A 25,532-nucleotide genomic window follows, 5' to 3' on the forward strand; every position below is an offset into this window, starting at 1 on the left:
TCAGAGGATATTATGAGTATTGAGATGACTGTTAGTGAGATTGCTGAGGTCTTGGGTTTATCTCGCCAAGCAATCAATAATCGTGTCAAGGAATTACCAGAAGAAGACACAACAAAAAATGACAAGGGAGTTACTGTTGTTACTCGCAGTGGCTTGATTAAGCTTGAAGAAATCTACAAAAAAACGATATTTGAAGATGAGCCGGTTAGTGATGAAGTCAAACAAAGAGAGTTGATGGAAATCCTGGTTGATGAGAAAAATTCTGAGATTATTCGTTTGTATGAGCAGTTAAAAGCTAAAGATAAGCAACTGTCTGAAAAAGATGAGCAGATACGAGTGAAAGATCGTCAAATTGCCGAGAAAGATAAGCAATTGGATCAACAACAACAGCTAACACTTCAAGCTATGAAAGATCAGGAAAATCTTCAGTTAGAATTAGAGCAAGCTAAGCAAGAAGTTCAAGCAACGAAGAAAGGCTTCTTTGCTCGCTTATTTGGAAAATAAGATAAAACTGCTTGGTTTATAGAAAAACCAGGTAGTTTCTTTTCTTTTACTAGCATAGAGTAGGAATATGATGTATGGAAAAATTACGAGAGTATATCTCCTTTGATTTAGAGTTTAATCAGCATGAAGGGGTTACACATCTGATACAGGTCTCGGCGGCACATTTCAAAGATGGTGAGGAAATCACTGCATTTGATTCATATGTTTACACCGAGGCTCCTTTAAAAAGCTTTATTAATGGATTGACTGGTATTACAGCTCAAACACTAAAGGATGCACCAATTGTTGAACAAGTCCTTGAAGATTTTCAGACTTTTATCGGGGATTTTCCAATTATTGGTTACAATGCCGCAAAGAGTGACCTACCAATTTTGAAAGAACATGGTTTTGATTACACAAGTCAATACATGGTTGATGTCTATAACGAAGCATTTGAACGTCGAAGTACAGACCTACATGGTATCTCAAATCTAAAGTTACAAACTGTAGCTAAATTTTTAGGTTATAGTGGTCAATCGCACAATAGTTTAGAAGATGCTAGAATGACTGCAAGAGTATACGAATCTTTTCTTGAGTTTGATGAAAGCAAACTTTTGTTAGAAGGACAGAGTAGTTTAAACTCTAACCCTTTTAGTGGTTTAGACTTATCACAGTTTCTAAAATAGGAGGGCTTATGGAACCTGAAAAACCTAAAAAACTTGGTTTTAAGAGGGTTTACCTTAATCTTGATAAAATCCTCTTTCTATTCTTTTTAATATTTATGATAGTTGAGTATCTGTGGTTACCGCTCAATTCTTTATTGGCAGGACTTTTACTCAGCCAGACAGGGTATTTGTTTATCTCCTACAACAATATATTAGAGATTATCTTGCATTCCCCACTAGTCAGCCTGGGATTCTTACTATTAATCGTCCTTAATTTCCTGGTTGCATATTTTCAACTCTGTCTCCTATTTATTGGGGCGCGCCATCTACTTTATCATGAAAAACGTACTCTAATTGAATATACTCGTAAGGTTTTTCGAGAAAGCTATAATTTCATGAAGCATTTGACTGTTTCGAAAGCTATATTTATCTTTTTTTACGTTGCTATGCTTTTCCCTTTTATTAGGAAAATTTTTAGAATATATTATCTAAACAAGATTGTGATCCCAGAATTTGTTCAGAATTACATGGAAGAAGAGTATTTACTCTTATGGATTATCATTTTATTGTTATCAATCATTTTCTTTTATATTTCAGTAAGATTGATGTTTGCTCTACCAAAGGTATTCTATGACAAATTTACTGTTAAAGAAGCAGTAAAATATAGTTTGGATAAAACAAGAAATCATTTTCGTTTTTATGCATGGCATTTATTTATTATTCTTCTGAAAATGAATCTTTTCTTTTATCTAACATTGATTCCCTTGCTTTTTGCTCAGTATCTTGTGGATAATCTTACTCAAAGGGAGTCACTGGTTCTGGCTATTTTCAATTTTGTTTTAATTAAAAATGCCCACTATATGGCATTAACTTATTTCTTAATTAAGTTTATATCTTTCTTAACAGGTGAAGAGCTTGATATGATTCCAAGGCGAGAGAAAGACCACATCATGAGGTGGGGAGTGATGATATGTGCTGCGATCATTTTTGCTATAGAAGGTTATAATTATCTTGAAGCACCAGTCGCTCACCCTCCAAAAGTTATTTCCCATCGAGGAGTTTCAAATGAAAACGGGGTACAAAATACCGTAGAATCTTTGGAACAAACTGCTCAACTGAAACCGGATCTTGTTGAAATGGATGTTCAGGAAACGAAAGATGGTCAGTTTGTTATGATGCATGATGCTAGCTTAAGAAATCTTGCTGGACTAAATACGACACCACAAGACTTGACTTTGGATGAATTAACTAAAATTCAAATATCAGAGCATGGATTTCAAGCTAAGATTGCAAGTTTTGATGAGTATCTAAATCGTGCTAATGAGTTAAACCAAAAACTACTCATTGAAATCAAAACAAGTAAAAAAGATAGTGCGGAAATGATGGACCATTTCCTTGAAAAGTATGGTGCTAAGATTAAGGTGTACGGACATCAGATGCAATCGCTTGATTATCATGTTGTGGAGAAGGTTAGACAATACGATAAAGAAATTCCAGTTTACTTTATCATGCCTTATAATTCAGTATTCCCAAGGACAACAGCTACAGGTTATACCATGGAGTATTCTACGTTGGATGAGTATTTTGTTACTAAACTATGGAATACAGATCAGAAGCTTTATGTATGGACAGTTAATAGTTCTGAAGCTTTTAATAAATCCCTCCACTTAGGAGTAGATGGTATGATTACGGATGATTTAGAAATGATACAAGAAGAACTGGAAACTGCAAAAGAAGATCCTGAATACACGGATTTACTTCTTAAGAAAGCTCTGGAATTCTTTACTTTTTAAAAATAAAAAAAGAGGCTAAATTTAGCCTCTTTTTATGTTAAAAAGGTAGTTTTCCTGCAAAAGCCCCAAGTTTTTGCTTAGTGGTTTCATCGATTTGCTCAATAGCAGCATTGAGTGCTTGCACAGTCATATCTGATAGAGTTTCGATGTCTTCTGGATCAACTACAGCCGGATCAAAGTCTATTTTTACAACTTTCTTATCTCCAGTTAAAGTAGCAGTTACCAAGTTTTGAGCAGAAGTCCCAACAAATTCTGTTGCAGCAAGTTCAGCCTGACTTTGCTCCATTTGTTTTTGTAGTTTTTGAGCTTGACGCATCATGTTTTGCATATTCATCATAATGTTTTAAATTTCCTTTTTTATATTATTTCTATCTTATTTTATCAATTTTAGTTTTAAAAGTCTAATAATAGTCTATCTGTTCAAACATTAAATTTTCTGACAATTATATTGAAAAATGAGAAAAAGGATGTTATAATGAAACGAAAATAAAATGGGTTTCCCATGATTTAATAGGAGCATCTAATGAAAAAACTTGGTTTTGTACTTTTGTCATCAGTTTTATTATTGTCTGCTTGTGCAGTTCGTTTTGAACAATCTTCTAATACAAATGAATCAACTACAGTTGCTAAATTAACAGATGATAAGCAAAAATTATTGGACAAGGCAACAAGTGATTATAAAGTATTTGTGGAAGGCCAGATAGATAAGTTATTGACAGATACAGAAGGTTTTGTTCAACTCTTAAAAGATGGTAAGCTTGAAGAAGCTAAAAAAGCATATCCTTTAATTCGTATGTCTTATGAGCGCTCAGAACCAATTGCAGAAAGCTTTGGTGAGTCTGATGTTAAGATTGACTTTCGCTTAGCTGACTATTTAGATGAAAATAAGACAGAAGAAGGTTGGTCTGGTTTCCACCGTATCGAACGTATTCTTTGGGAAGAAAATACAACTAAAGGTACTGAAGTATATGGCGACCAATTAGTAAATGATATTAAGGAATTAAAGGCTAAGATTGCTACTGTAGAAGTAGATTACAAAATCATGTTGACAGGTGCTGTTGACCTTCTAAATGAGGTGGCAACAAGCAAGATTACTGGTGAAGAGGAAATCTATTCTCACACGGACTTATACGATTTCCGTGCTAATATCGAAGGGGCTGAGAAGATTTTCCAACTCTTTAAACCTTTGCTTGAAAAATCTGATGCAGCTCTGGTTAAAGAGTTAGAGGAAGATTTTAAATCTGTTAATAGTTTGTTAGATAAACACATGACTGATAAAGAGCATTATAAACTCTATACAGATTTAACAAAAGAAGACACTAAAGAATTATCTGAGGCAGTAACTAAACTTGGAGAACCTTTGTCACAAATGGGTAAATTTCTTGGTGGAGAATAAGTAGGATGACAAATAAAGACGAAAAGTTTTTTGACAAAAAAATGGACCGTCGAGAATTCTTAAAAAAAGCAGGTATCGGAGGAGCTGGTCTAGCACTAGGGATCTCTGGTGCTTCTGCTTTTTTCGCACCTAAGTTAGATGGTCAAGAAAAAATCTCGTACGGTGACGAAAAAATAGCCTTTTATGGCAAACATCAGGCAGGTATCACAACTGCCATGCAGAAAAACATCTATTTTGTTGTTTTGGATTTGCATACAAATGACAAAGAGAAAATTATTCAGCTATTTAAAGATTGGACAGATTATAGTGCCAAACTTGTAGATGGTGATTTAGTTAAAAAAGACGGTGGCAACACTCTTTTACCACCGAGCGATACTGGAGAAACTGTTGGGTTAAATCCGCATCGTTTAACTCTTACTTTTGGTGTCTCAACTAGTTTCTTGGAAAAGATGAAATTAGAGGATAAACGTCCCAAACTTTTCAGAGATATGCCTCCCTTCCCAAAAGAGCAGTTACGAGAAAAGTATACTGGTGGAGATATTGTAATCCAGGCTTGTGCAGACGATGAACAGGTTGCTTTCCATGCTATTCGTAACCTTATTCGTAAGGGCAGAAATGCTGTTACTCTTCGTTGGAGTCAATCTGGTTTTGCTGCCATTGGTAATCGAATGGAAACACCTCGAAATCTTTTTGGTTTCAAAGATGGAACAGCAAATGTCACTACTGAAAAAGAATTTGACAGTGTTGTTTGGTCTGATAGCAAGGATTGGATGGAAGATGGTTCCTACATGGCAGTTCGAAGAATCCAAATGTTTCTAGATACTTGGGATCGAACCAATCTGGAAGAACAAGAAAATACCTTTGGTCGTTACAAAGAAAGTGGAGCTCCATTTGGTAAGAAACATGAATTTGATGAAGTTGATTTAAGTCTTCTTCCTGATGATTCTCACGTTCGTTTAGCTAAAGAAGTCAATAAACCTCTTTTACGTCGATCTTATTCATATTCTGATGGAATTGATGAAAAAACTGGCCAGTTCGATACAGGATTGCTCTTTATCTCTTTCCAAAAGGATCCAGATAGTTTTGTTAAAGTTCAAACGAATCTTGGTGCTATGGACAAAATGAATGAGTATGTGACCCATATTGGTAGTGGCCTCTTTGCTTGCTTTGGTGGGGTTGAGAAGGGAGGTTACATTGGGCAGAAATTATTTGAATCTTAAATATATCATTCTTTTCCTAGCTTTTTTTTCACTTCTAGTTATACCTGTCGGTGCTAAAGAAAATTTAAGTCCCTATTTTGTAAAAATCACTGATGCAACAAAGGCTGTTAAAGAAGGTAAGCAAGATGAGGCTCGAAAGCTGGTTTCTGAAATTTCCAATGAATTCGATAAGATTGACAATGCTAATTCTGAAGCGGGACAACAAGTCAAAGAGAAACTAGTTCTATCAGGTCAAATAACAGAAGAACAGTTGACCCAGATTTCTTCAGCTCTTTTGCTATTTGAGAAAGAGCAAAATCCAGTTAACCTAGATGCAGAAAAGTCAAAACTTGTAAGTCGATTAGAGCCTCGTTTTGACGATTTGGAACAGGCAATTGCTTCTCAAAATTTGGAATCAATTAGAGAAGCTTATAAAAAAATGAACTCAACTTGGACCATTAATGAATCTGTTGTTCGTGACCATAGTACTGCCCATTATGGAAAAGTTGAAACAGCTATTTCTTTTTTACGTAGTAGTATCGAAACAGAACCAACAAACTATGATAGTATTCAATCATCGTTTGATGATTTGAAAACAGCTATTTCAAATTTCGTAGATGGAAAAGATGTTGAAACTACTTTAACAAATCTGACGCTGAAGGATGGGATAGATCTTTTAAAGAAGGCTTTGACCCAATTTCAAGCTGGTCAAGATAGTGAAGCAGCTGCAACCATGAAGGAGTTTATTACTATTTGGCCAACCATTGAAGGTACTGTAAGCACGACTAATCCTTCGCTTTATTCAAAAGTTGAGAGTGAAAGTCCAGTGATTATGGTGAAGGGACATGAAAAGACCTATCAGGAAAAACTTTCTAGTATGATTTCTGAATTATCTCAAATTGACACGAGTGCTTCTTATACCGCATTTGATGCTATGCTTATATTGCTTAGAGAAGGGGTCGAAGCACTTTTGATAGTGATGGCTCTCATTACAACCTTGAAAGCATCTAAGTTACGAAAAGGACTTAAATGGGTATACAGTGGAGCTTTGGCAGGTATTGTTACAAGTATCATTATAGCTATTATTTTGCAACAAGTTTTCCCAGTCGTCGCCTCAGGAACCAATCGAGAAATTATCGAAGGGGCAGTAGGTATTTTCGCGGTTGCAATGATGATCCTTATAGGGATTTGGCTACATGGTAAATCTTCTGTGAAAAAATGGAATAACTTTATGGATTCACAAATGCAAATGGTGACAAAGACAGGCTCCTTTATCTCTATGTTTGCTCTTAGCTTTCTAGCGGTATTTCGTGAAGGGGCTGAAACCATTCTCTTTTATGTGGGAATTTTGCCAAGAATTACTAGTTTTGACTTTGTTTTAGGTATTTCTCTTGCATTCATAGTGCTAATTTTGATAGCTTTTGCTATGATTAAGATGAGTCAGTTTTTCCTTCCTCATAAAGTTTTCTTTGTCTTAACTTGGATGATTTATGCCTTGGCCTTCAAGATGTTGGGCGTCAGCATTCATGCCCTACAGTTGACAAATATGGCTCCTAATCACCCTTTAACTTCACTGCCTACGATTGATTTGGTAGGTTTCTATCCAAGCTGGGAAGTGCTAGGTGCTCAAGTGATATTTTTACTGGTTATTGTAGGCGTTACATTGAAGCAAGGTGAAAATAATGGATAATAAGGAATTGACAATTATTGAGCATTTGGTAGAATTTAGAAAGAGATTGTTAGCAGTCGTCATTTGCTTTTCTTTGGTCTTTTGCTTATCGCTGTTGTTTGCTGATCAGGTCTATCAGTATGTAACTCAAGGTTTTAGTCAAAAATTAATCGTGCTTGGACCAAATGATATTCTTTGGATTTATCTGCGTTTAGCCAGTTTAATGGCTTTTAGTCTTACCTTACCCTACACTGTTTATCAAGTATGGTGCTTTGTAAGACCTGCTCTTAAAACTGAAGAAGCAGGAGCCATTTTTGTTTATATCCCCGCGACCTTTATTTGTTTTGTTTTAGGATTGGCTTTTGGTTTTTACTTTGTAACACCATCCTTGCTACAGGTCTTACTAGGATTGGGTGAAAATTTATTTGAAACTCAGTTAACTGCGCAAAACTATTTAGATTTTGTATTTCAAACAACCCTGCCATTGGCATTGATTTTTGAATTACCTGTTATCATCGCCTTTTTAACCTCAATAGGTTTAATTGGTCCAGATCTACTTGTTTTGTATAGGCGGTATGCTTATTTCATCTTGTTGGTATTAGCGGTAATATTGACGCCGGCTGATTTTATTAGTGATTTAGCAATGACTGTTCCTTTAATTCTTTTGTATGAGGTCAGTATTGTAATTAGTAAATGGATTATAAAAAGAAAGGGAGAAAAAAATGGGAATCTTACGTGATATTGGGGCACCAGGATTAATTATAATCATCCTCGGAGCGCTTTTGATTTTAGGGCCAAAACGCTTGCCTGAATTAGGTGAAGCGGTAGGTAAAATGCTATCAGAATTTAAAAAAGCTATCAAAGGTATTAGCGACGAAGAAGATAAATAAGGTATAATCTATAAAGAAAGTGTAGAGAAATTTCATTTGGACTGATGTCCGATGTGTTCTCTTCACTTTTTACTTTCGGTAAATACGTCTTTAAGTTTTCTTTAAGCTTTGTATATTATTCTGAAGAACTCTATATTATCCGAACAAATATCTTCAGTTTCATAAATAGAGAAAGGTTTTCTTGGATAATTGTTTATTTTAAATAGATGATTAATCCTAAAAGTTCAGATTATTATTTGAATACAAATTTGTTATAGCTTTGTTTGTTCGCTATTTATTTCAAGATTATGATATAATAGTAAAGAATGAGTTTTTACAAAAACTAAAGGAGAAAAAATATGATCTACGCTGGAATTTTAGCAGGTGGAACCGGCACGCGCATGGGTATCAGTAATTTACCTAAACAATTTCTTGAGTTGGGAGACCGCCCAATTCTAATCCATACAATTGAAAAATTTGTCCTAGAACCAAGTATTGAAAAAATTGTTGTTGGAGTTCACGGAGACTGGGTAACACACGCAGAAGATCTAGTTGAAAAATTCCTACCACTTCATAAGGACCGTATCATCATCACAAAAGGTGGGGCGGATCGTAATTCTAGTATTGAAAAGATTATTGAAGCTATTGATGCTTACCGTCCACTAACAGAAGATGATATCGTAGTGACGCATGATTCGGTTCGTCCCTTTATCACACTTCGCATGATTCAAGACAATATCGCTCTTGCTCAAAAACATGATGCGGTTGATACTGTGGTTGAAGCAGTGGATACTATCGTTGAAAGTACAAATGGTCAGTTCATTACAGATATTCCAAATCGTGCTCATCTATACCAAGGACAAACTCCACAAACCTTCCGTTGTAAAGACTTTATTGACTTGTATGGTTCTTTATCAGCAGAAGAAAAAGAAATTTTAACAGATGCATGTAAAATCTTTGTCATCAAGGGTAAAGACGTAGCCTTAGCTAAAGGTGAATACTCAAACCTTAAAATTACAACAGTTACAGACTTGAAGATTGCTAAAAGCATGATTGAGAAAGACTAGAGACATGATTAATCAAATTTATCAACTGACAAAACCAAAGTTTATTAATATTAAATATCAGGAAGAAGAAATTGATCAAGAGAATCATATCCTCATCCGACCAAATTACATGGCGGTTTGTCACGCGGATCAACGTTACTACCAAGGTAAACGTGATCCCAAAATTTTAGCGAAAAAACTACCAATGGCTATGATTCATGAGTCTTGTGGTACAGTCATTTCTGACCCAACAGGGACCTATAAAGTTGGTCAGAAGGTTGTCATGATTCCAAATCAACCACCTATGCAAAGTGATGAGGAATTCTACGAAAACTACATGACTGGAACGTATTTCCTATCAAGTGGCTATGATGGATTCATGCGAGAATTTGTTTCTCTGCCTAAAGACCGTGTAGTTTCCTACGACGAGATTGAAGACACAGTTGCAGCTATTACTGAGTTTGTCAGTGTGGGGATGCACGCTATGAATCGTTTCATGACGGTATCCCACAGCAGACGTCAACGCATCGCTGTCATTGGTGATGGAAGTTTAGCTTTTGTCATGGCCAATATTATCAACTACACTTTGCCTGAAGCTGAGATTATTGTTATAGGACGTCACTGGGAGAAATTAGAATTATTCTCATTTGCAAAAGAGCTCTACATTACCGATAGCATTCCAGAGGATCTTAGTTTTGACCATGGTTTCGAATGCTGTGGTGGTGATGGATGTGGACCTGCTATTAATGACTTGATTCGCTACATTAAACCACAAGGTACCATTTTGATGATGGGTGTTAGTGAGTATAAGGTTAATATCAACACTCGGGACTCATTGGAAAAAGGTTTATTACTAGTTGGCTCTTCTCGTTCTGGGCGAGTTGATTTTGAAAATGCAATACAGATGATGGAAGTTAAAAAATTTGCAAATCGTCTGAAAAATATCATCTATCTAGAAGAACCAGTAAGAGAGATTAAGGATATTCATCGTGTTTTTGCTACAGACCTAAATACTGCTTTCAAAACAGTGTTTAAGTGGGAAGTCTAATGGAGGCTAATCGTGGAGAAAATCATCAAAGAAAAAATTTCTTCTTTACTATCTGAAGAAGAGGAAGTCCTCAGTGTTGAACAACTGGGAGGCATGACCAACCAAAACTATTTGGTCAAAACAACTAATAAGCAGTATATCGTTAAATTTTTCGGAAAAGGGACCGAAAAGCTCATCAATCGTCAAGATGAAAAATACAATCTTGAATTGTTGAAAGATTTGAATCTCGATGTTAAGAATTATCTTTTTGATATTGAGTCAGGAATCAAGGTAAATGAGTACATTGATTCTGCCACAACGCTTGATTCCACTTCGATTAAGACCAAATTTGAAAAGATTGCGCCAATTCTACAGACCATTCATGCATCAGGTAAAGAACTAAGAGGGGAATTTGCACCTTTTAAAGAAATCAAAAAATACGAGTCCTTGATTGATGGAAATATCCCATACGCCAATTATGAAGCTGTGAGAAAAGAAGTATTCTTGCTAGAGAAAAGATTGGCTGATTTGGGTGTTGACAGAAAGTCTTGTCATATCGATTTGGTTCCAGAAAACTTTATCGAGTCACCTCAAGGTCGTTTGTATTTGATTGACTGGGAATACTCTTCCATGAATGATCCAATGTGGGATTTGGCAGCCCTCTTCCTAGAATCTGAATTTACAAGTGCAGAAGAAGAAGACTTTTTAAGTCATTACGAGAGTGACAAGACTCCAGTTTCAAGGGAGAAAATTCGTATTTACAAAATCTTACAAGATATCATTTGGAGTCTTTGGACTATTTACAAAGAAGAAAATGGTTCAGATTTTGGAGATTATGGAATCTCTCGTTACAATAGAGCAGTAAAAGAATTAGAGTCTGAAGGAGATTTAAATGAAAACTAAAAATGGAGTTTCTTTTGGGCTACTATCAGGTGTGTTCTGGGGATTAGGATTAACTATTAGTGCTTATATCTTTTCAATATTCACGGATTTATCGCCCTTTGTAGTAGCAGCAGCACACGATTTCCTAAGTATTTTTATCTTGCTAGGATATCTTCTAGTTAAGGAAGGCAGAGTTCGTTTTTCAATCTTCTTGAACATTCGAAATGTCAGTGTTATCATCGGAGCTTTACTAGCCGGTCCGATTGGTATGCAGGCCAATCTCTATGCGGTTAAGTATATTGGAAGTTCATTAGCTTCGTCAGTCTCAGCTATTTATCCGGCAGTCTCAGTCTTGCTTGCCTTCTTCTTTTTGAAGCACAAGATTTCCAAAAATACGATTTTTGGTATCTTTCTAATCATTGCTGGGATTATTGCTCAGACCTATAAAGCAGAGCAGGTTAATTCTTTCTACATAGGTATTCTATGTGCTTTGATTTGTGCTTTTGCTTGGGGAAGTGAAAGTGTTCTCAGCTCATTTGCTATGGAAAGTGAACTCAGTGAACTCGAAGCACTCTTGATACGACAAGTCACATCTTTCTTGTCCTACCTTGTCATTGTTCTCTTCTCGCATCATTCGTTTGCAGAAGTGGCAAATGGACAATTATTGGGACTTTTGATTATCTTTGCAGCATGTAATATGATTTCTTACCTTGCCTACTACATTGCTATCAATCGATTGCAGCCAGCAAAAGCTACTGGATTAAATGTGAGTTATGTAGTATGGACTGTTTTATTTGCAGCAATTTTCTTGGGTTCGCCCCTTAATTTACTGACCATCATTACTTCACTTATTGTAATGGCTGGTGTTTATATTATTATTAAAGAATAAAGGAGAAAACGCGTGAAAGCGATTATTCTAGCAGCGGGATTGGGAACTCGTTTGAGACCCATGACAGAAAATACTCCCAAAGCCTTGGTACAAGTCAATCAAAAACCTTTGGTTGAATATCAAATTGAATTTTTGAAAGAACGTGGAATTGATGACATTATCATCGTTGTAGGTTATTTAAAAGAACAATTCGACTATCTTAAAGAAAAGTACGGTGTGCGTTTAGTCTTTAATGATAAGTTTGCTGATTACAATAACTTCTATTCACTTTACTTAGTAAAAGAAGAGTTGGCTAACAGCTACGTTATTGATGCGGACAACTATCTTTTCAAAAACATGTTCCGTAATGATATCGAACGCTCAACATACTTTAGTGTTTACCGTGAAGATTGTGACAATGAATGGTTCCTAGTTTATGGGGATGACTTCAAGGTTCAAGATATTATTGTCGATAGCAAAAACGGACGCATCTTGAGCGGAGTGTCATTCTGGGACGCTCCGACAGCTGAGAAGATTGTAGAATTTATTGACCAGGCTTATGCAAGTGGCGAATTTGTTGACCTCTATTGGGATAACATGGTCAAAGATAACATCAAAGAACTAGATGTATATGTAGAAGAGTTGGAAGATAACTCTATCTATGAAATCGATAGTGTCAAAGATTATCAAAAACTGGAGAAGATTCTCTCATCACAAAAATAAGCAACTTTTATGAACTGATACCTTACCTATTTTTACTTGACTTTTAAGGATTGATGCAGTATACTAGTGAAAATTTAACCTTTAAGGGAAGTCCAGAGAGACTCACAAGGTGTCAGAGAAAAGAAACTACGATTGAAGCAAGTAAAGCAAGTGCTTATTTGCTACTTTTGTGTAAATATCTTAACTGAAACCTTGCAATTGCAAGGTTTTTCTTTATCTGATCCCCTTAAAATTTAAGGAGGAAAAGTTATGAATCCAAATTGTAAAAAACGAATGGGTGCAATTCGCTTGGAAGTTATGAGAGTAATATCTCAGGAAGAAATCGCGCCAGCAATCTTTGAACTCGTACTTGAAGGAGAAATGGTCGAAGCTATGAAAGCGGGTCAATTTCTTCATTTGCGTGTACCTGATGATTCTCATCTCTTGCGTCGTCCGATTTCAATCTCATCTATAGATAAGGCTAATAATCAATGCCATCTCATTTATCGAGTTGAGGGTTCTGGTACAGCAATCTTTTCAAGATTAAAAGCTGACGATTTTTTAGATGTCATGGGCCCTCAAGGAAATGGTTTCGATTTATCTGAGCTAGACGACTATTGCAAGGTTCTTCTAGTTGGTGGTGGAATAGGAGTTCCTCCATTACTTGAAGTAGCTAAACAACTACATGAGAGAGGTGTAGAAATTACGACTGTTCTAGGATTTTCTACTAAAAATGCTGTCATTTTAGATGATGAATTAGCCAAATATGGTCAAGTATATGTGACAACAGATGATGGCTCCTATGGTATTAAAGGAAATGTTTCTGTAGTGATTAACGAATTTGACACTAAATTTGATGCCATCTACTCTTGCGGTGCACCTGGTATGATGAAATATATCAATCAAACCTTCCATGACCATCCAAGAGCTTATCTATCTCTAGAATCTCGTATGGCCTGTGGCATGGGAGCTTGCTACGCTTGTGTCCTGAAAGTGCCAAATAGTGAAACTGTTAGTCAACGCGTCTGCGAAGATGGACCTGTATTTAAAACAGGAACTGTTGTTTTATAAGGAGAGTATCATGACTACAAATCGATTACAAGTCTCTCTACCAGGCTTAGAACTAAAGAATCCTATCATTCCTGCTTCAGGCTGTTTTGGTTTCGGTCAAGAGTATGCCAAATACTATGATTTGGACCTTTTAGGATCTATCATGATTAAAGCTACAACCCTTGAACCACGTTTTGGTAATCCTACTCCACGAGTAGCAGAAACACCTGCTGGTATGCTGAATGCCATTGGTCTACAAAATCCAGGACTAGATGCCGTTCTCTCTGAAAAGTTACCTTGGCTTCAAAGGGAATATCCGAATCTTCCAATCATTGCCAATGTTGCTGGATTTTCCAAATATGAGTATGCAACAGTTTCTCATGGTATTTCTAAAGCGAGCAATGTAAAGGCAATAGAACTCAATATTTCCTGCCCAAACGTTGATCATGGCAATCATGGACTATTAATTGGCCAAGACCCTGACTTGGCTTATGATGTGGTTAAAGCAGCTGTAGAGGCTTCCTCAGTTCCTGTTTACGTTAAACTAACGCCAAGTGTAACTGATATTGTTACTATTGCAAAAGCAGTTGAAGATGCTGGAGCTAGTGGTCTCACCATGATTAATACCCTTGTTGGTATGCGTTTTGACCTCAAAACTAGAAAACCAATCATTGCAAACGGAACAGGAGGCATGTCTGGGCCTGCAGTATTTCCGGTAGCTCTTAAATTGATTCGTCAAGTAGCTCAAACAACTAAGCTTCCAATTATCGGTATGGGGGGGGTTGACTCAGCAGAAGCAGCTATAGAAATGTATCTGGCTGGTGCGTCAGCAATTGGAGTCGGTACAGCAAACTTTACCAATCCATATGCCTGCCCTGACATCATTGACAATCTTCCTAGAGTCATGGATAAATATGGTATTCTAAATCTAGAGCAATTAAGAAGTGAGGTTAAAAGCCAATTTTAGTTTTTTCTAAATGAAGTTTTACATCCTTATTATTTTGAAAGCGTGTGTCTTTTTGGTATAATATGACTATGATTGTAACAATACCGATTAAAACAGAAAAAGATATTGCAACACCAGGCCCAACAGTCCTAGTATTAGGATACTTTGATGGTGTTCACGTGGGTCACCAAAAGCTCTTTGATATTGCGGGTGAGATAGCCTCAAGAAAGCATTTGAGTGTTGCCGTAATCACCTTTAATGAGTCACCTAAACTAACATTACACCAATATAATCCAGAACAATTATTGCATATCCTTAATGCTGAAGAACGTGAACGTAAATTAAAACGTTCAGGTGTTGAAGCTTTGTATTTAATGGATTTTACAAGTCGGGTAGCAAATATGACTGCTCAAGAGTTTGTCAATACTTTTGTGAAAGAAGTGAAAGCAGATACGATAGTAGTTGGATTTGACTATAGTTTGGGATCTGATCGCAAATCAGCTGAAGATCTTAAAGAAATTTTCGATGGGGAAGTAGTTATAGTTCCACCAGTAGAAGATGAAAAAGGGAAAATCAGTTCTACACGAGTTCGCCAATGTATTGTTGATGGGAATGTGAAGGAAGCTGCTCAGCTTCTTGGAGCTCCATTGCCCTCTAAAGGAGTTGTAGTTCATGGGAATGCGCGTGGTCGAACTATTGGCTATCCTACAGCTAATTTAGTGCTTTTAGATCGAACATATATGCCGGCAGATGGTGTCTATACCGTTGATATCGAAATTCAAAGAAAACTCTATCGAGGAATGGCCAGTGTCGGGAAGAACGTTACTTTTGATGGAGAGGAAGAGCGTTTTGAAGTGAATATCTTTGATTTTGATGAAGATATTTATGGCGAAAGAGTTACTGTTTATTGGCTTGATCGTATCCGAGATATGGTGAAATTTGACAGTGTCGACCAACTAGTTGATCAACTTGAAAGTGATGAAAAAATAGCTAGAAAATAAAGATTTTAGAAGTTTGGGATTTATCTCAAACTTTTTTTATTACAAATTTAGATTTAAAAAATAGAGAAAGTGCTTTAGCTACAATGATTTTAAGGTACAGGTTGAAAAAATACTTTTTATTTGATATAATTTAACTATCAAAGTAAAGGAGAGAATTATGTTCAAAGAAAAACGAAATAAAGGCTTTGTTTCTGGACTTGTCCTTTCATTCATTCTTCTTGCAGTCGGAGGTCTGATGGGATTCTTATGGAATTTACACCAAAATCCAACAACTGCTTTTGCAAGTAACAGTGATTCTGGTAAACAGGTTAAGATGACTGTTTATGACATTTATCCAGAAATCATTGGAGAGGTAGATGGTGGAAGTGTTATTTATCTTGTCCAATATAGTCAAGACGGAGACGGAAAATATGCTGTTATTGAAGCAAAAGAAAGTGATGCTCAAATTAAAAAACTAATCGAACAGGCTACAGCCGAAACGTTAGCTGATAATCCAGGTACTTTGTTGGGAACCCAGTTACAACCACTTAATACAAATGTAAATACCTCACGTAATAACAGAATTGTAGACTTATCAGGATTCTTAAAATCAGTTTTAGAGCCTTCTTCTACGGTTTATCAAAACATGAATACGAATGTTTACCTCAGCTTGACTGAGCATTCTCGTGACGGTTGGTATTATGTCATTGGAGCTGCAATTTTCGGTGGCATGGGAGTATTTACAGCTATTACAGCCTTTATTCTTCGTAAAAAATCAATTGCATCTTATAATGAACTATATCAAACTTATCCAGAGCTTCAGGGTAATCTGGAGGGCATTGCCGACCAAGCTGACTATTATGACCAAGATCTGAAAGTAATCCTATATAAAAACCACTTAATTACTTACTTTAAAGGGACTCAAACTGTTGACTTAAGAGAAGTTGATCAGATTTACCTTATTGAGAATAGTTACCATCGCTATGGTTTTACAAATAAAGTCTATCAACTGTGCTACATTCGTAAGGACAGTCCTAAGAAGCATAACATGACTATTCGGACTACTAGAACAGTTCAAGAACAATTGGAAGAATTTTGGGAGTTACTCATGGAAAAATTCCCAGATATTCATCTAGGAGTTTAGTATTAAAGCACCGAAATCGGTGCTTTTTTATTTATAAAAAATCTTATAAAATCGAGTCTATCACTTGACATCCTAAATTTTTAGGAGTAGAATGTTTACTAGTTAATTAAATGGTTAAATACTAGTTAAGGAGTTGTAGTGAAAAAGAAAATACTAATATGTATGCTATCTTCGGTACTTGCCTTATTTTTAGGAGCTTGTAGTCAAGATAAGCAAAATGATGTCAAAGAATCACATGGAATGAAAATAGTTACCAGTTTTTATCCTGTATATTCTATGGTAAAAGCAGTTTCTGGTGATCTTAATGATGTAAGAATGATTCAGTCTAGTTCAGGCATTCATTCTTATGAACCGTCAGCAAATGATATTGCAGCTATCTACGATGCGGATGTATTTGTTTATCATTCTCATACCTTAGAGTCTTGGGCGGGTAGTCTAGACCCAAGTCTACAAAAGTCCAAGGTTAAGGTCCTAGAAGCATCTGAGGGTATGACCTTGGATAGAGTATCTGGCTTAGAAGATATAGAAGTAGGAAAAGGTGTGGATGAGAAAAGTCTTTATGATCCCCATACTTGGTTAGACCCTGAAAAGGTAGCTGAGGAAGCACAAATTATTGCTGATAAATTATCAGAATTAGATAGTGAGAATAAAGAAATATATCAGTCGAATGCGAAGAAGTTTATTGATCAAGCTCATGAGTTAACAAATAAATATAAACCTATCTTCGATAAAGTGGAGCAAAGAACGTTTGTGACACAACACACTGCTTTTTCTTATTTAGCAAAGAGATTTGACTTGAATCAACTTGGTATTGCTGGTATTTCTCCTGATCAAGAACCAAGCCCAAGACAACTGGCTGAAATTCAAGAATTTGTTAAGACCTATAAAGTTAAAACTATTTTTACAGAGAGCAATGCTTCTTCTAAAGTAGCTGAAACGCTTATCAAGTCAACAGGTGTGAATCTTAAAACTCTCAATCCTTTAGAGGCAGACCCACAAAATGATAAGTCTTATTTAGATAATTTAGAAGAGGATATTGCAATACTAGCAGAAGAATTGAAATGAGGAAATTATGAATAAAACAAAGAAATATTTAGCTGGATTAGCAGTAGTTATTGCGCTTAGTGTTTGTGCTTATGTTTTAAATCAGCACCAAGAAGCAGAGAAGAAGGAAGATAATCGTGTATCTTATGTTGATGGGAAAAACAATGAGTCTAAAAAGAACGAAAATTTGACTCCTGATCAAGTTAGCAAAAAGGAAGGCATTGAGGCCGAACAAATTGTTGTGAAAATTACTGATCAGGGATATGTGACTTCTCACGGAGACCATTTCCATTACTATAATGGTAAAGTTCCTTTCGATGCGATTTTTAGTGAAGAACTAGTCATGAAAGATCCAAGTTATCAATTGCGTGATGAACACATCGTTAACGAAATTAAAGGTGGTTACATCATCAAAGTTGATGGAAAATATTATGTCTACCTAAAAAATGCTAGTCAAGCTGAAAATATTCGTACCAAAGAACAAATTGAAAAACAAAAACAAGGGCATACATCTGACCAAAAAAATGATTCTAAGGAAGTTGTGGCAGCTAGAACTCAAGGACGTTATACAACTGATGACGGTTATGTTTTTAACGCTTCTGATATCATTGAAGATACAGGAGATGCTTATATCGTTCCCCACGGAGGACACTTCCATTATATTCCTAAGAGTGATCTGTCAGCGGGTGAATTAGCTGCCGCAAAGGCTTATTTATCTGGCAATAGTTCAGCTCTCAGTCAACCCTTGTCACTGACACCGAATAATGGTGTTTCTGCAGCAGATGATGGTTATGTCTTTAACCCTAATGATATTGTCAGAGATACTGGCGATGCTTATATCGTACGACATGGGGACCACTATCACTATATCCCTAAATCATCTCTTAACAATCATCAAGCACAATCTAACACTCCAAGCTTAGAAAGTCCTTCTAATTCTACACCAAATAATCCGTTACCACATGTTCACCATGAAGAAGAGGAACACGATCATGGTTTTGATGCAAATAGAATTATAAGTGAAGATTCAGAAGGTTTTGTCATGAGTCATGGTGATCACAATCATTACTTCTTTAAGAAAGATTTGACTCCTGAGCAAATCAAGGCAGCACAAGATCATTTGAAAGCTAAGTCACCAGTGACACCAAGTCCAAGTCATGAGGACCATGATGAAGATGAGCATGACCACCATCATGGTGAAGACCATGATCACGGCTTTGAAGCGGATAGAGTCATCAGCGAAGATGCAGCTGGCTTTATCATGAGTCATGGTAATCACAATCATTACTTCTTTAAGAAAGATTTGACACCTGAGCAAATCAAGGCAGCACAAGATCACTTGTACGGAAATAAACATTCAGAAACTAGCCCAGATAACCACAGTAGTAAACCAGAAGAACACCATCATGATAACCATGGAAACCATCATGATGAAGAGCACGATCATGGATTTGCAGCAGATCGAGTGATAAGTGAAGATGAAAAAGGATTTGTCGTTTCTCATGGTGATCACAATCATTACTTCTTTAAGAAAGATTTGACATCTGAGCAAATCAAGGCAGCACAAGATCACTTGTACGGAAATAAACATTCAGAAACTAGCCCAGATAACCATAGTAGTCAAAAACCAGAAGAACACAATCATGATAACCATGGAAACCATCATGATGAAGAGCACGATCATGGCTTTGCAGCAGATCGAGTGATAAGTGAAGATGATAAAGGATTTGTCGTTTCTCATGGAGATCACAACCACTATTTCTTTAAAAAAGATTTAACAAAAGATCAGATTAAAGCTGCTCAAGAACATTTAAACAGTTATAAAACTGAGTCTGTTAAACCTCTTGCAAAAGATGTAGAAGCATTTTCTAGAGAGGCCAGTGACAAAGAAAAAATGGAATATATTTCTAAGACCTATGGTGTACCGCTAGAAGCCATTCGTATCTCAAATGGATTCTTTGTATTTGGAAACCCTGATCAAGATTATGATCCAACACACATTCATCCTTATGCAATCCGTAAGGAGCACGTCCGTATTCCTTTAGTTACCGGGGACCCTGAACTTGATTTCCTAAACGAGCTTTATACAACTGCTATACGTGATGGTGTTTCACCATATAGTTTGCAAGTTGAAAATGGAAGTTTCGTCATTCCTCACGGAGATCATAACCATTATATTAAAGTTCAAACAAAAGGTTACGAGGTCGCTCTTAAGAATAAGATTCCAGCGCTACAATCGTCTTATCAACCAGGCACATTTGATGAAAATACTGTAGAGCATAAGGTTGAACAGCTTTTGGCAGAGAGTCGAGAACTCTATAAAGACAAGCCAAGCGTACAGAGACAGATTGAACTTGCTTTGGGGCAATTTTCTGAGAATATGAAGAAGCTATCAACCAACTCTACTGCAGGTTATTTGGCAGCTCTTGATCAATTTGACAAACAGTATATTCATATTGATTCAACTGTGAAGCCTACTGAAGCTAGTCCATTAGATAAAAAATACCAAGCTCTGGTGGATAAGATTAATACCTTAAATACGGATGCTTATGGACTTCCTAAGAAGGATCTCTTGGTACAATTACAGGAAAGCAAACTAGCTCAAGATGAAGCAGGATTAGATGCTATAGATGCTAAATTACAAGCTTTACAAGACTTTAATGATCGTACAGGTGTCACAACAGTCGAGTACATTAAATATTTCTATCAACATCTATCTGATGGTAGATTAAACGATAAGCTTCGTAATAAAGTAGCTAACTTAACGTGGACTCTTTATCAGTCACAATCATTCCTAAAGGCAACAGATTTAAATAAACTCTTCCCAGAAATCTATCAAACAAAGTTTGAAGTAGAAGAAGCTCTTAAAAATGAGCCCGCTGTAAGCAAGTCTTCAGAAACTATCCTAGATACCGAAAAAGTTGACGGTCAGAGTGCAAAAACTGCAGTTTATGAGTTCTTGAGAGGTTTGTTTGATGATATTAAACCTGAAGAAAAAACTAATCATGTCTTAAAAGGGCAGGTAGAAGAGTTACTAACCAAAGCTGAAGAATTGATTAGTAAAGTTAAGGAAGACGGTGTAAAAATTTCTCTTGCTGATGAACTTAAGAATCTTAAGGTTGCTAGTGATAAAGATAATACTGACCTTGATGAATTAAACACGCAAGTTCAAGATCTTCTAAAACGTATTTCACTAACTATTCAGAAAGAAAGTCAGGAAGAAGAACAAGATCCACAACTTTTGGCTTTGTATCAACAGCTTTATAACGGTGTCATTGCCCTCCATAGCTATTTGGAGATGATTAATGGTTCAGATGCTGACTTTGAAAAAGTAGATGCTCTGTTTGATAAACTAGCAGCAGCAAGTAAGGATAAGCAGGCTCTTCTGGCAGTTGCTCAAGAAATTCTCCTTTTAAATCAGGAGCTTAAATCAAAAACAGCCCCAGCTGAAACAAATCAAGCAAGTACAAGTCACGTAGCATCAAGTCAAGAAAACTCTGAAGAACATGTTGAGGCAAGCTCAGAGCCGACAAGCAGTGAAACAAATACGGAAACGACTACCGAACAAAATCTTGAATCAACAGATAAAGTAGCAGAATAAGAAAAAGACGAAGTAGCAAGGCTACCTCGTCTTTTTTAGTCTTTATATGATACAATTCCAATAATAGTATCAACTGCACGTTCCATAGTTTGAAGACTAACATATTCAAAACGTCCATGCATGTTTTCACCACCAGCAAAGATATTTGGCGTAGGAATTCCCATAAAGGAAATCTTTGATCCGTCAGTTCCACCACGAATAGGCTCGATAATTGGTGTAATATCAAGACTTTCCATAACCGCTTTGGCAATGGTTACTGGTGTCATATCCTTTTCAATGACTTCTTTCATGTTGTAGTACTGGTCTGTCAATGTTAAAGTAACACGATTGCGATTGCTACCAAGTTCTTGGTTCATTTTATCAGTAATTGCTTGCATAGCGTGTTTACGAGCTTCAAAGTTTTCTTTTTCAAAGTCACGAATGATATAGCTTGCACGCGCTTCCTCAACAGTTCCAGTGACATCCATGAGATGGTAGAAACCTTGGTAACCCTCAGTCAACTCAGGACGGTCGGTTGCAGGAAGTTGGTTGTGGAAGTCAATTGCCAATTGAAGAGCGTTAACCATTTGTCCTTTAGCAGTACCTGGGTGTACATTACGACCTTGGAAGTGAAGTTCAGCACCGGCAGCAGAGAAGGTTTCATATTGCAATTCTCCAAGAGGTCCACCGTCAACTGTATAAGCAAAGTCAACATTGAAGTCCTCTGCATCAAATTTGTTGGCACCAACGCCGATTTCTTCATCAGGACCAAAGCCGACACGAATTTCACAGTGTTTAATTTCAGGATGAGCGTTCAAGTATTCGATAGCGGTCATGATTTCGGCGATACCAGATTTGTCATCAGCACCGAGAAGGGTATTTCCATCTGTAGTAATTAAAGTTTGGCCAGAATATTTCTCTAAACTCTTAAAATCAGCAGGATCTAATTTGAAACCAGAATTACCTAGATTGATAAGACCGCCGTCATAGTTTTCAATAATTTGCGGATTAACGCCTTCAGCATTAAAATCAGCCGTATCCATGTGGGAGATAAAGCCAATCTTACGAGTCAAACTAGGGTCGTTAGCTGGTAGAGTACCGATAGCAAAACCGTTTGGTAGATAGTAGACATTTTGCAAACCGACACGCTTCATCTCTGGGATTAGAACATTGGTCGCAAAGTCTACTTGACTTTGAGTACTAGGTGTTGTCGTTGAGTGTTCGTCAGAACGTGTATTGACTTTGACATAGGTCAAGAAGCGTTCTAGTAATGTTGGATATTTCATCATAACTCCTTTTTATAATTTTTTATTTACCTAAACAGAATTGGCTAAATAACTGCGTAATGAGTTCATCTGGAGCTGCATCACCGGTGATTTCCCCAAGAATTTCCCAAGTGCGGGTCAAATCAACCTGAAGTAGATCGACTGGCATGCCCAGTTCAAGACCTTCGTTAACTGCTTGCAGACTTTCAACTGCCTTTTCAATTAATGAAATATGACGGGCATTGGATAGGTAGGTAGCATCTTGTTCGACCAAGCCAGCATTTTCAAAGAAGAGGTTATTGATGCGCTCTTCAATCTTATCGATGTTTTGATTTTTAAGGACTGAAATGCGGATGATATCTTCTGGAAGTTCCTCTGTTTCAATAGCTTCTGGCAGGTCAGTTTTGTTGAGAAGAATGATTCGATTAGTATCTTGACTAATTTCAAGAAGTTGTCGGTCTTGAATAGTTAGTGGTTCGCTAGCGTTTAGGACTAGTAGAACTAAGTCAGCTTCATTGAGGGCTTTTTTGGAGCGTTCAACCCCGATCTGTTCCACGACATCATCTGTTTCACGAATACCTGCAGTATCAATCAACTTCAGTGGAACACCGTTAATATTAACGTATTCCTCGATGACGTCACGAGTAGTCCCTGCAATATCTGTTACAATGGCCTTATCTTCACGCAGGAGGTTGTTGAGGAGACTCGATTTACCAACATTTGGACGCCCGATGATAGCCGTGGAAATTCCCTCACGGAGGATCTTACCTCGGCGTGCTGTCTTTAGAAGATTGGTCAGGAGTTGTTCGAACTCCATAGTTTTTTCGCGGACAACAGCAGTAGTGGCTTCTTCCACATCGTCATACTCAGGGTAATCGATATTAACCTCAACCTGAGCCAAGGTATTGAGAATTTCCTGACGAGTATTGTTAATGAGGTAAGACAGGGATCCATCAAGTTGTTTGACTGCTATATTCATAGCCTTGTCAGTCTTAGCACGGATGATATCCATGACAGCTTCAGCTTGGGTCAAGTCTACACGGCCATTGAGGAAGGCACGCTTGGTAAATTCTCCAGGTTCTGCCATACGAGCACCTTCACGGATAGCTAATTGCAGAATTTCATTGGTTACGGCAATCCCACCGTGGGTGTTAATCTCGATAATATCCTCGCGAGTGAAGGTCTTTGGAGACTTCATAGCTCCTACCATAACCTCGTCCATAACCTTACCAGTCAAAGGGTCAATAATATGGCCGTAGTTAAGTGTGTGGCTAGCAACCTGACTCAAGTCTTTGCCTTTAAAAATCTTTTGCGCAATGGCAAAACTGTCTGTTCCACTCAAGCGGACAATACCAATGGCTCCTTCTCCGAGAGGTGTCGAGATTGCTGCAATGGTATCAAATTCACGTGTAATCATGTTAATTCCTTTTTAAAAATTGAAGCCTTTTATTTACTAATATCTCTTAAAATTGTAACAAAATAAAGTTTTTTATTCAACGAATGCCACTTATAAAGAAAAGCCTAAGCGTATTGCTTAAGCTCTCTTACTTAGTGCGCATTTCCCCTTGCGGGAAGTAAGTTCCTTCAGGCATATCATTGATGATGACATGAACAGCAGATTGTGGTGCACCAGTGTTACGAACAACAGCTTCCGTAACTTCCTTGGCTAGGGCTTTCTTTTGCTCGAGCGTGCGACCTTCAAATAAATCGATGCGTACAAATGGCATAATAGCTTCCTCCACTAGTTTTTGATTTCTTCTATTTTACCACATTTTGCCGTTTAAAGCTTTTGGAAAATATGATATACTAGAATGTAGCAAAAAATTAGAAATGGACGTGAAATAGAAGCATGGCACAGTTGTATTATCGTTATGGGACTATGAATTCAGGAAAGACCATTGAGATTCTTAAAGTAGCCTATAACTATGAGGAGCAAGGCAAAAGTGTTGTCATCATGACTTCAGCTCTTGATACGAGAGATGGTGTTGGCTATGTTTCAAGTCGGATTGGGATGAAAAGACCAGCAGTTGCTATCGATGATACTACGGATATTTTTGGATTTATTCGAGATTTACCTGAAAAGCCCTACTGTGTTCTTGTCGATGAAGCCCAATTTTTAAAGCGTCACCATGTATACGACCTAGCGCGTGTCGTCGATGAGTTAGACATACCTGTCATGGCTTTTGGTTTGAAAAATGACTTTCGCAATGAATTGTTCGAAGGATCTAAACATCTATTGTTATTAGCAGATAAAATTGATGAGATTAAAACCATCTGTCAGTATTGTAAGAAAAAGGCGACTATGGTACTACGAACGTTAGATGGGAAACCCACTTATGAAGGTGAACAAATCCAAATAGGCGGTAATGAAACCTATATCTCGGTATGTCGTAAACATTATTTTGCGCCACCGATAACATCTAAAAAGGAACAAGACTATGACAATTGAACTAAGAGATGTTACAATGAAAAATTATTTTGATGTTCTGCATTTGGATGTTAAGGAATATCAAAAACAATTTATTGCTACCAACGCAATTAGTTTAGCTGAAGCATATGTCTACACTAAAAATGGAGATTTTGTAGCTCCATTGGCAGTTTACGATAATGATGCAATCATAGGTTTTGTTATGTTAGCTTATGATAAAAAAATCGGAATTAGTAATGGGAATTATTTACTATTTCGTTTCATGATTGATAAGCATTTTCAAGATCAAGGATATTTTAAACCAATTATGGATAAGGTGCTAGACTATGTTCGGACAGCGCCAGCAGGTTTATCCAATAAACTTTGGTTGTCTTATGAATCAGAAAATGAACATGCAAGATCTTGTTACCTCAGTTATGGATTTAAAGAAACTGGGGAAATATTTGAGAACGAAGTAGTAGCCATATACGATTTAACAATTGAGAAATAAGGAGAA

25 protein-coding genes are annotated in these 25,532 nt (G+C 36.8%); 21 read left to right on the forward strand and 4 right to left on the reverse strand.

Annotation, left to right across the window (positions count from 1 at the left end; translation table 11 throughout):
* The first annotated feature begins 12 nt into the window (after nt 1–12).
* The 3 genes from PAN07_RS01855 (at nt 13) to PAN07_RS01865 (ending at nt 2,941) form a co-directional block, all read left to right on the forward strand.
* Nucleotides 13–504: a helix-turn-helix domain-containing protein gene (locus tag PAN07_RS01855; protein WP_075568071.1), complete on the forward strand. Its 492-nt coding sequence runs from the start codon at nt 13–15 to the stop codon at nt 502–504.
* A 74-nt stretch (nt 505–578) separates the two neighbouring features.
* A complete protein-coding gene (locus PAN07_RS01860) occupies nt 579–1,169 on the forward strand; it encodes a 3'-5' exonuclease (protein WP_269796833.1) in 591 nt (196 codons plus the stop codon).
* A gap of 8 nt (nt 1,170–1,177) precedes the next feature.
* Nucleotides 1,178–2,941, forward strand: coding sequence for a glycerophosphodiester phosphodiesterase (locus tag PAN07_RS01865; RefSeq protein WP_269796834.1), 1,764 nt, complete (start codon nt 1,178–1,180; stop codon nt 2,939–2,941).
* Between the two features lie 37 nt (nt 2,942–2,978).
* Here the strand turns inward: PAN07_RS01865 and PAN07_RS01870 are convergent, their stop codons facing one another.
* Nucleotides 2,979–3,278, reverse strand: a complete 300-nt coding sequence (locus PAN07_RS01870) for a YbaB/EbfC family nucleoid-associated protein (protein ID WP_269796835.1) — start codon at nt 3,276–3,278, stop codon at nt 2,979–2,981.
* A gap of 186 nt (nt 3,279–3,464) precedes the next feature.
* Here PAN07_RS01870 and efeO point away from each other — a divergent pair, with 186 nt between their 5' ends.
* From efeO to PAN07_RS01950, 16 genes are all read left to right on the forward strand, one after another.
* Nucleotides 3,465–4,337 carry an iron uptake system protein EfeO gene (gene efeO / locus PAN07_RS01875; RefSeq protein WP_269796836.1) on the forward strand — a complete coding sequence of 291 codons (873 nt, stop codon included), beginning with the start codon at nt 3,465–3,467 and terminating at the stop codon, nt 4,335–4,337.
* A gap of 5 nt (nt 4,338–4,342) precedes the next feature.
* Nucleotides 4,343–5,557 carry an iron uptake transporter deferrochelatase/peroxidase subunit gene (efeB, locus tag PAN07_RS01880; RefSeq protein ID WP_269796837.1) on the forward strand — a complete coding sequence of 405 codons (1,215 nt, stop codon included), beginning with the start codon at nt 4,343–4,345 and terminating at the stop codon, nt 5,555–5,557.
* On the forward strand, nt 5,532–7,226 hold the full coding sequence (locus PAN07_RS01885; RefSeq protein WP_269796838.1) for an FTR1 family protein: 1,695 nt from the start codon (nt 5,532–5,534) through the stop codon (nt 7,224–7,226). Before efeB ends, PAN07_RS01885 begins: the two co-directional genes overlap by 26 nt.
* Entirely contained in the window at nt 7,219–7,944 is a 726-nt protein-coding gene (gene tatC / locus PAN07_RS01890) for a twin-arginine translocase subunit TatC (RefSeq protein ID WP_269796839.1), read from the forward strand. Before PAN07_RS01885 ends, tatC begins: the two co-directional genes overlap by 8 nt.
* A complete protein-coding gene (locus tag PAN07_RS01895) occupies nt 7,928–8,095 on the forward strand; it encodes a twin-arginine translocase TatA/TatE family subunit (protein WP_269796840.1) in 168 nt (55 codons plus the stop codon). Before tatC ends, PAN07_RS01895 begins: the two co-directional genes overlap by 17 nt.
* 338 nt (nt 8,096–8,433) lie before the next feature.
* Nucleotides 8,434–9,141 carry a 2-C-methyl-D-erythritol 4-phosphate cytidylyltransferase gene (locus PAN07_RS01900; protein ID WP_036752755.1) on the forward strand — a complete coding sequence of 236 codons (708 nt, stop codon included), beginning with the start codon at nt 8,434–8,436 and terminating at the stop codon, nt 9,139–9,141.
* A gap of 4 nt (nt 9,142–9,145) precedes the next feature.
* Nucleotides 9,146–10,168 (forward strand): ribitol-5-phosphate dehydrogenase, encoded by a 1,023-nt coding sequence (locus PAN07_RS01905; RefSeq protein ID WP_269796841.1) that lies wholly within the window; start codon nt 9,146–9,148, stop codon nt 10,166–10,168.
* Between the two features lie 12 nt (nt 10,169–10,180).
* Nucleotides 10,181–11,050 (forward strand): phosphotransferase family protein, encoded by an 870-nt coding sequence (locus tag PAN07_RS01910; protein WP_269796842.1) that lies wholly within the window; start codon nt 10,181–10,183, stop codon nt 11,048–11,050.
* Nucleotides 11,040–11,918 (forward strand): DMT family transporter, encoded by an 879-nt coding sequence (locus PAN07_RS01915; RefSeq protein WP_269796843.1) that lies wholly within the window; start codon nt 11,040–11,042, stop codon nt 11,916–11,918. Before PAN07_RS01910 ends, PAN07_RS01915 begins: the two co-directional genes overlap by 11 nt.
* 12 nt (nt 11,919–11,930) lie before the next feature.
* A complete protein-coding gene (locus PAN07_RS01920; protein WP_269796844.1) occupies nt 11,931–12,620 on the forward strand; it encodes a sugar phosphate nucleotidyltransferase in 690 nt (229 codons plus the stop codon).
* Between the two features lie 249 nt (nt 12,621–12,869).
* Nucleotides 12,870–13,670, forward strand: a complete 801-nt coding sequence (locus PAN07_RS01925; RefSeq protein WP_269796845.1) for a dihydroorotate dehydrogenase electron transfer subunit — start codon at nt 12,870–12,872, stop codon at nt 13,668–13,670.
* The gene (locus PAN07_RS01930; protein ID WP_269796846.1) at nt 13,633–14,616 is read left to right on the forward strand and encodes a dihydroorotate dehydrogenase; all 984 of its coding nucleotides are present in this window, start codon (nt 13,633–13,635) and stop codon (nt 14,614–14,616) included. Before PAN07_RS01925 ends, PAN07_RS01930 begins: the two co-directional genes overlap by 38 nt.
* Before the next feature lie 68 nt (nt 14,617–14,684).
* On the forward strand, nt 14,685–15,596 hold the full coding sequence (locus PAN07_RS01935; RefSeq protein WP_269796847.1) for a bifunctional riboflavin kinase/FAD synthetase: 912 nt from the start codon (nt 14,685–14,687) through the stop codon (nt 15,594–15,596).
* A 157-nt stretch (nt 15,597–15,753) separates the two neighbouring features.
* Entirely contained in the window at nt 15,754–16,719 is a 966-nt protein-coding gene (locus tag PAN07_RS01940; protein ID WP_269796848.1) for a hypothetical protein, read from the forward strand.
* Between the two features lie 138 nt (nt 16,720–16,857).
* Entirely contained in the window at nt 16,858–17,784 is a 927-nt protein-coding gene (locus PAN07_RS01945; RefSeq protein ID WP_269796849.1) for a zinc ABC transporter substrate-binding protein, read from the forward strand.
* Nucleotides 17,785–17,791: 7 nt separating this feature from the next.
* Nucleotides 17,792–21,364, forward strand: a complete 3,573-nt coding sequence (locus tag PAN07_RS01950) for a pneumococcal-type histidine triad protein (protein WP_269796850.1) — start codon at nt 17,792–17,794, stop codon at nt 21,362–21,364.
* Nucleotides 21,365–21,399: 35 nt separating this feature from the next.
* Here PAN07_RS01950 and pepT read toward each other — a convergent pair whose 3' ends face one another.
* The 3 genes from pepT to PAN07_RS01965 all read right to left on the reverse strand — a co-directional run bounded on the left by pepT (nt 21,400) and on the right by PAN07_RS01965 (nt 24,335).
* Nucleotides 21,400–22,629, reverse strand: a complete 1,230-nt coding sequence (gene pepT / locus PAN07_RS01955; protein WP_269796851.1) for a peptidase T — start codon at nt 22,627–22,629, stop codon at nt 21,400–21,402.
* Nucleotides 22,630–22,651: 22 nt separating this feature from the next.
* Complete coding sequence (mnmE, locus tag PAN07_RS01960; RefSeq protein ID WP_269796852.1) at nt 22,652–24,025, reverse strand: tRNA uridine-5-carboxymethylaminomethyl(34) synthesis GTPase MnmE; 1,374 nt, start codon at nt 24,023–24,025, stop codon at nt 22,652–22,654.
* Nucleotides 24,026–24,152: 127 nt separating this feature from the next.
* The gene (locus tag PAN07_RS01965) at nt 24,153–24,335 is read right to left on the reverse strand and encodes a 4-oxalocrotonate tautomerase (protein WP_001117401.1); all 183 of its coding nucleotides are present in this window, start codon (nt 24,333–24,335) and stop codon (nt 24,153–24,155) included.
* A 122-nt stretch (nt 24,336–24,457) separates the two neighbouring features.
* On the opposite strand from PAN07_RS01965, the gene PAN07_RS01970 reads away from it, so the two are divergent.
* Together PAN07_RS01970 and PAN07_RS01975 are read left to right on the forward strand one after the other, a co-directional pair.
* Nucleotides 24,458–25,057: a thymidine kinase gene (locus PAN07_RS01970; RefSeq protein WP_269796853.1), complete on the forward strand. Its 600-nt coding sequence runs from the start codon at nt 24,458–24,460 to the stop codon at nt 25,055–25,057.
* Entirely contained in the window at nt 25,047–25,526 is a 480-nt protein-coding gene (locus tag PAN07_RS01975; protein ID WP_269796854.1) for a GNAT family N-acetyltransferase, read from the forward strand. The genes PAN07_RS01970 and PAN07_RS01975 overlap by 11 nt, the downstream gene beginning before the upstream one ends.
* Nucleotides 25,527–25,532 lie beyond the last annotated feature (6 nt).

This window comes from Streptococcus sp. SM5 (assembly GCF_027497975.1).

Bases quoted from the DNA above. Each gene is read 5' to 3' on its own strand.
- PAN07_RS01855 (WP_075568071.1), top strand. From the start codon at position 13: ATGAGTATTGAGATGACTGTTAGTGAGATTGCTGAGGTCTTGGGTTTA.
- PAN07_RS01860 (WP_269796833.1), top strand. From the start codon at position 579: ATGGAAAAATTACGAGAGTATATCTCCTTTGATTTAGAGTTTAATCAG.
- PAN07_RS01865 (WP_269796834.1), top strand. From the start codon at position 1,178: ATGGAACCTGAAAAACCTAAAAAACTTGGTTTTAAGAGGGTTTACCTT.
- PAN07_RS01870 (WP_269796835.1), bottom strand. From the start codon at position 3,278: ATGATGAATATGCAAAACATGATGCGTCAAGCTCAAAAACTACAAAAA.
- efeO (WP_269796836.1), top strand. From the start codon at position 3,465: ATGAAAAAACTTGGTTTTGTACTTTTGTCATCAGTTTTATTATTGTCT.
- efeB (WP_269796837.1), top strand. From the start codon at position 4,343: ATGACAAATAAAGACGAAAAGTTTTTTGACAAAAAAATGGACCGTCGA.
- tatC (WP_269796839.1), top strand. From the start codon at position 7,219: ATGGATAATAAGGAATTGACAATTATTGAGCATTTGGTAGAATTTAGA.
- PAN07_RS01895 (WP_269796840.1), top strand. From the start codon at position 7,928: ATGGGAATCTTACGTGATATTGGGGCACCAGGATTAATTATAATCATC.
- PAN07_RS01900 (WP_036752755.1), top strand. From the start codon at position 8,434: ATGATCTACGCTGGAATTTTAGCAGGTGGAACCGGCACGCGCATGGGT.
- PAN07_RS01905 (WP_269796841.1), top strand. From the start codon at position 9,146: ATGATTAATCAAATTTATCAACTGACAAAACCAAAGTTTATTAATATT.
- PAN07_RS01915 (WP_269796843.1), top strand. From the start codon at position 11,040: ATGAAAACTAAAAATGGAGTTTCTTTTGGGCTACTATCAGGTGTGTTC.
- PAN07_RS01925 (WP_269796845.1), top strand. From the start codon at position 12,870: ATGAATCCAAATTGTAAAAAACGAATGGGTGCAATTCGCTTGGAAGTT.
- PAN07_RS01930 (WP_269796846.1), top strand. From the start codon at position 13,633: ATGGACCTGTATTTAAAACAGGAACTGTTGTTTTATAAGGAGAGTATC.
- PAN07_RS01935 (WP_269796847.1), top strand. From the start codon at position 14,685: ATGATTGTAACAATACCGATTAAAACAGAAAAAGATATTGCAACACCA.
- PAN07_RS01940 (WP_269796848.1), top strand. From the start codon at position 15,754: ATGTTCAAAGAAAAACGAAATAAAGGCTTTGTTTCTGGACTTGTCCTT.
- PAN07_RS01950 (WP_269796850.1), top strand. From the start codon at position 17,792: ATGAATAAAACAAAGAAATATTTAGCTGGATTAGCAGTAGTTATTGCG.
- pepT (WP_269796851.1), bottom strand. From the start codon at position 22,629: ATGAAATATCCAACATTACTAGAACGCTTCTTGACCTATGTCAAAGTC.
- mnmE (WP_269796852.1), bottom strand. From the start codon at position 24,025: ATGATTACACGTGAATTTGATACCATTGCAGCAATCTCGACACCTCTC.
- PAN07_RS01965 (WP_001117401.1), bottom strand. From the start codon at position 24,335: ATGCCATTTGTACGCATCGATTTATTTGAAGGTCGCACGCTCGAGCAA.
- PAN07_RS01970 (WP_269796853.1), top strand. From the start codon at position 24,458: ATGGCACAGTTGTATTATCGTTATGGGACTATGAATTCAGGAAAGACC.
- PAN07_RS01975 (WP_269796854.1), top strand. From the start codon at position 25,047: ATGACAATTGAACTAAGAGATGTTACAATGAAAAATTATTTTGATGTT.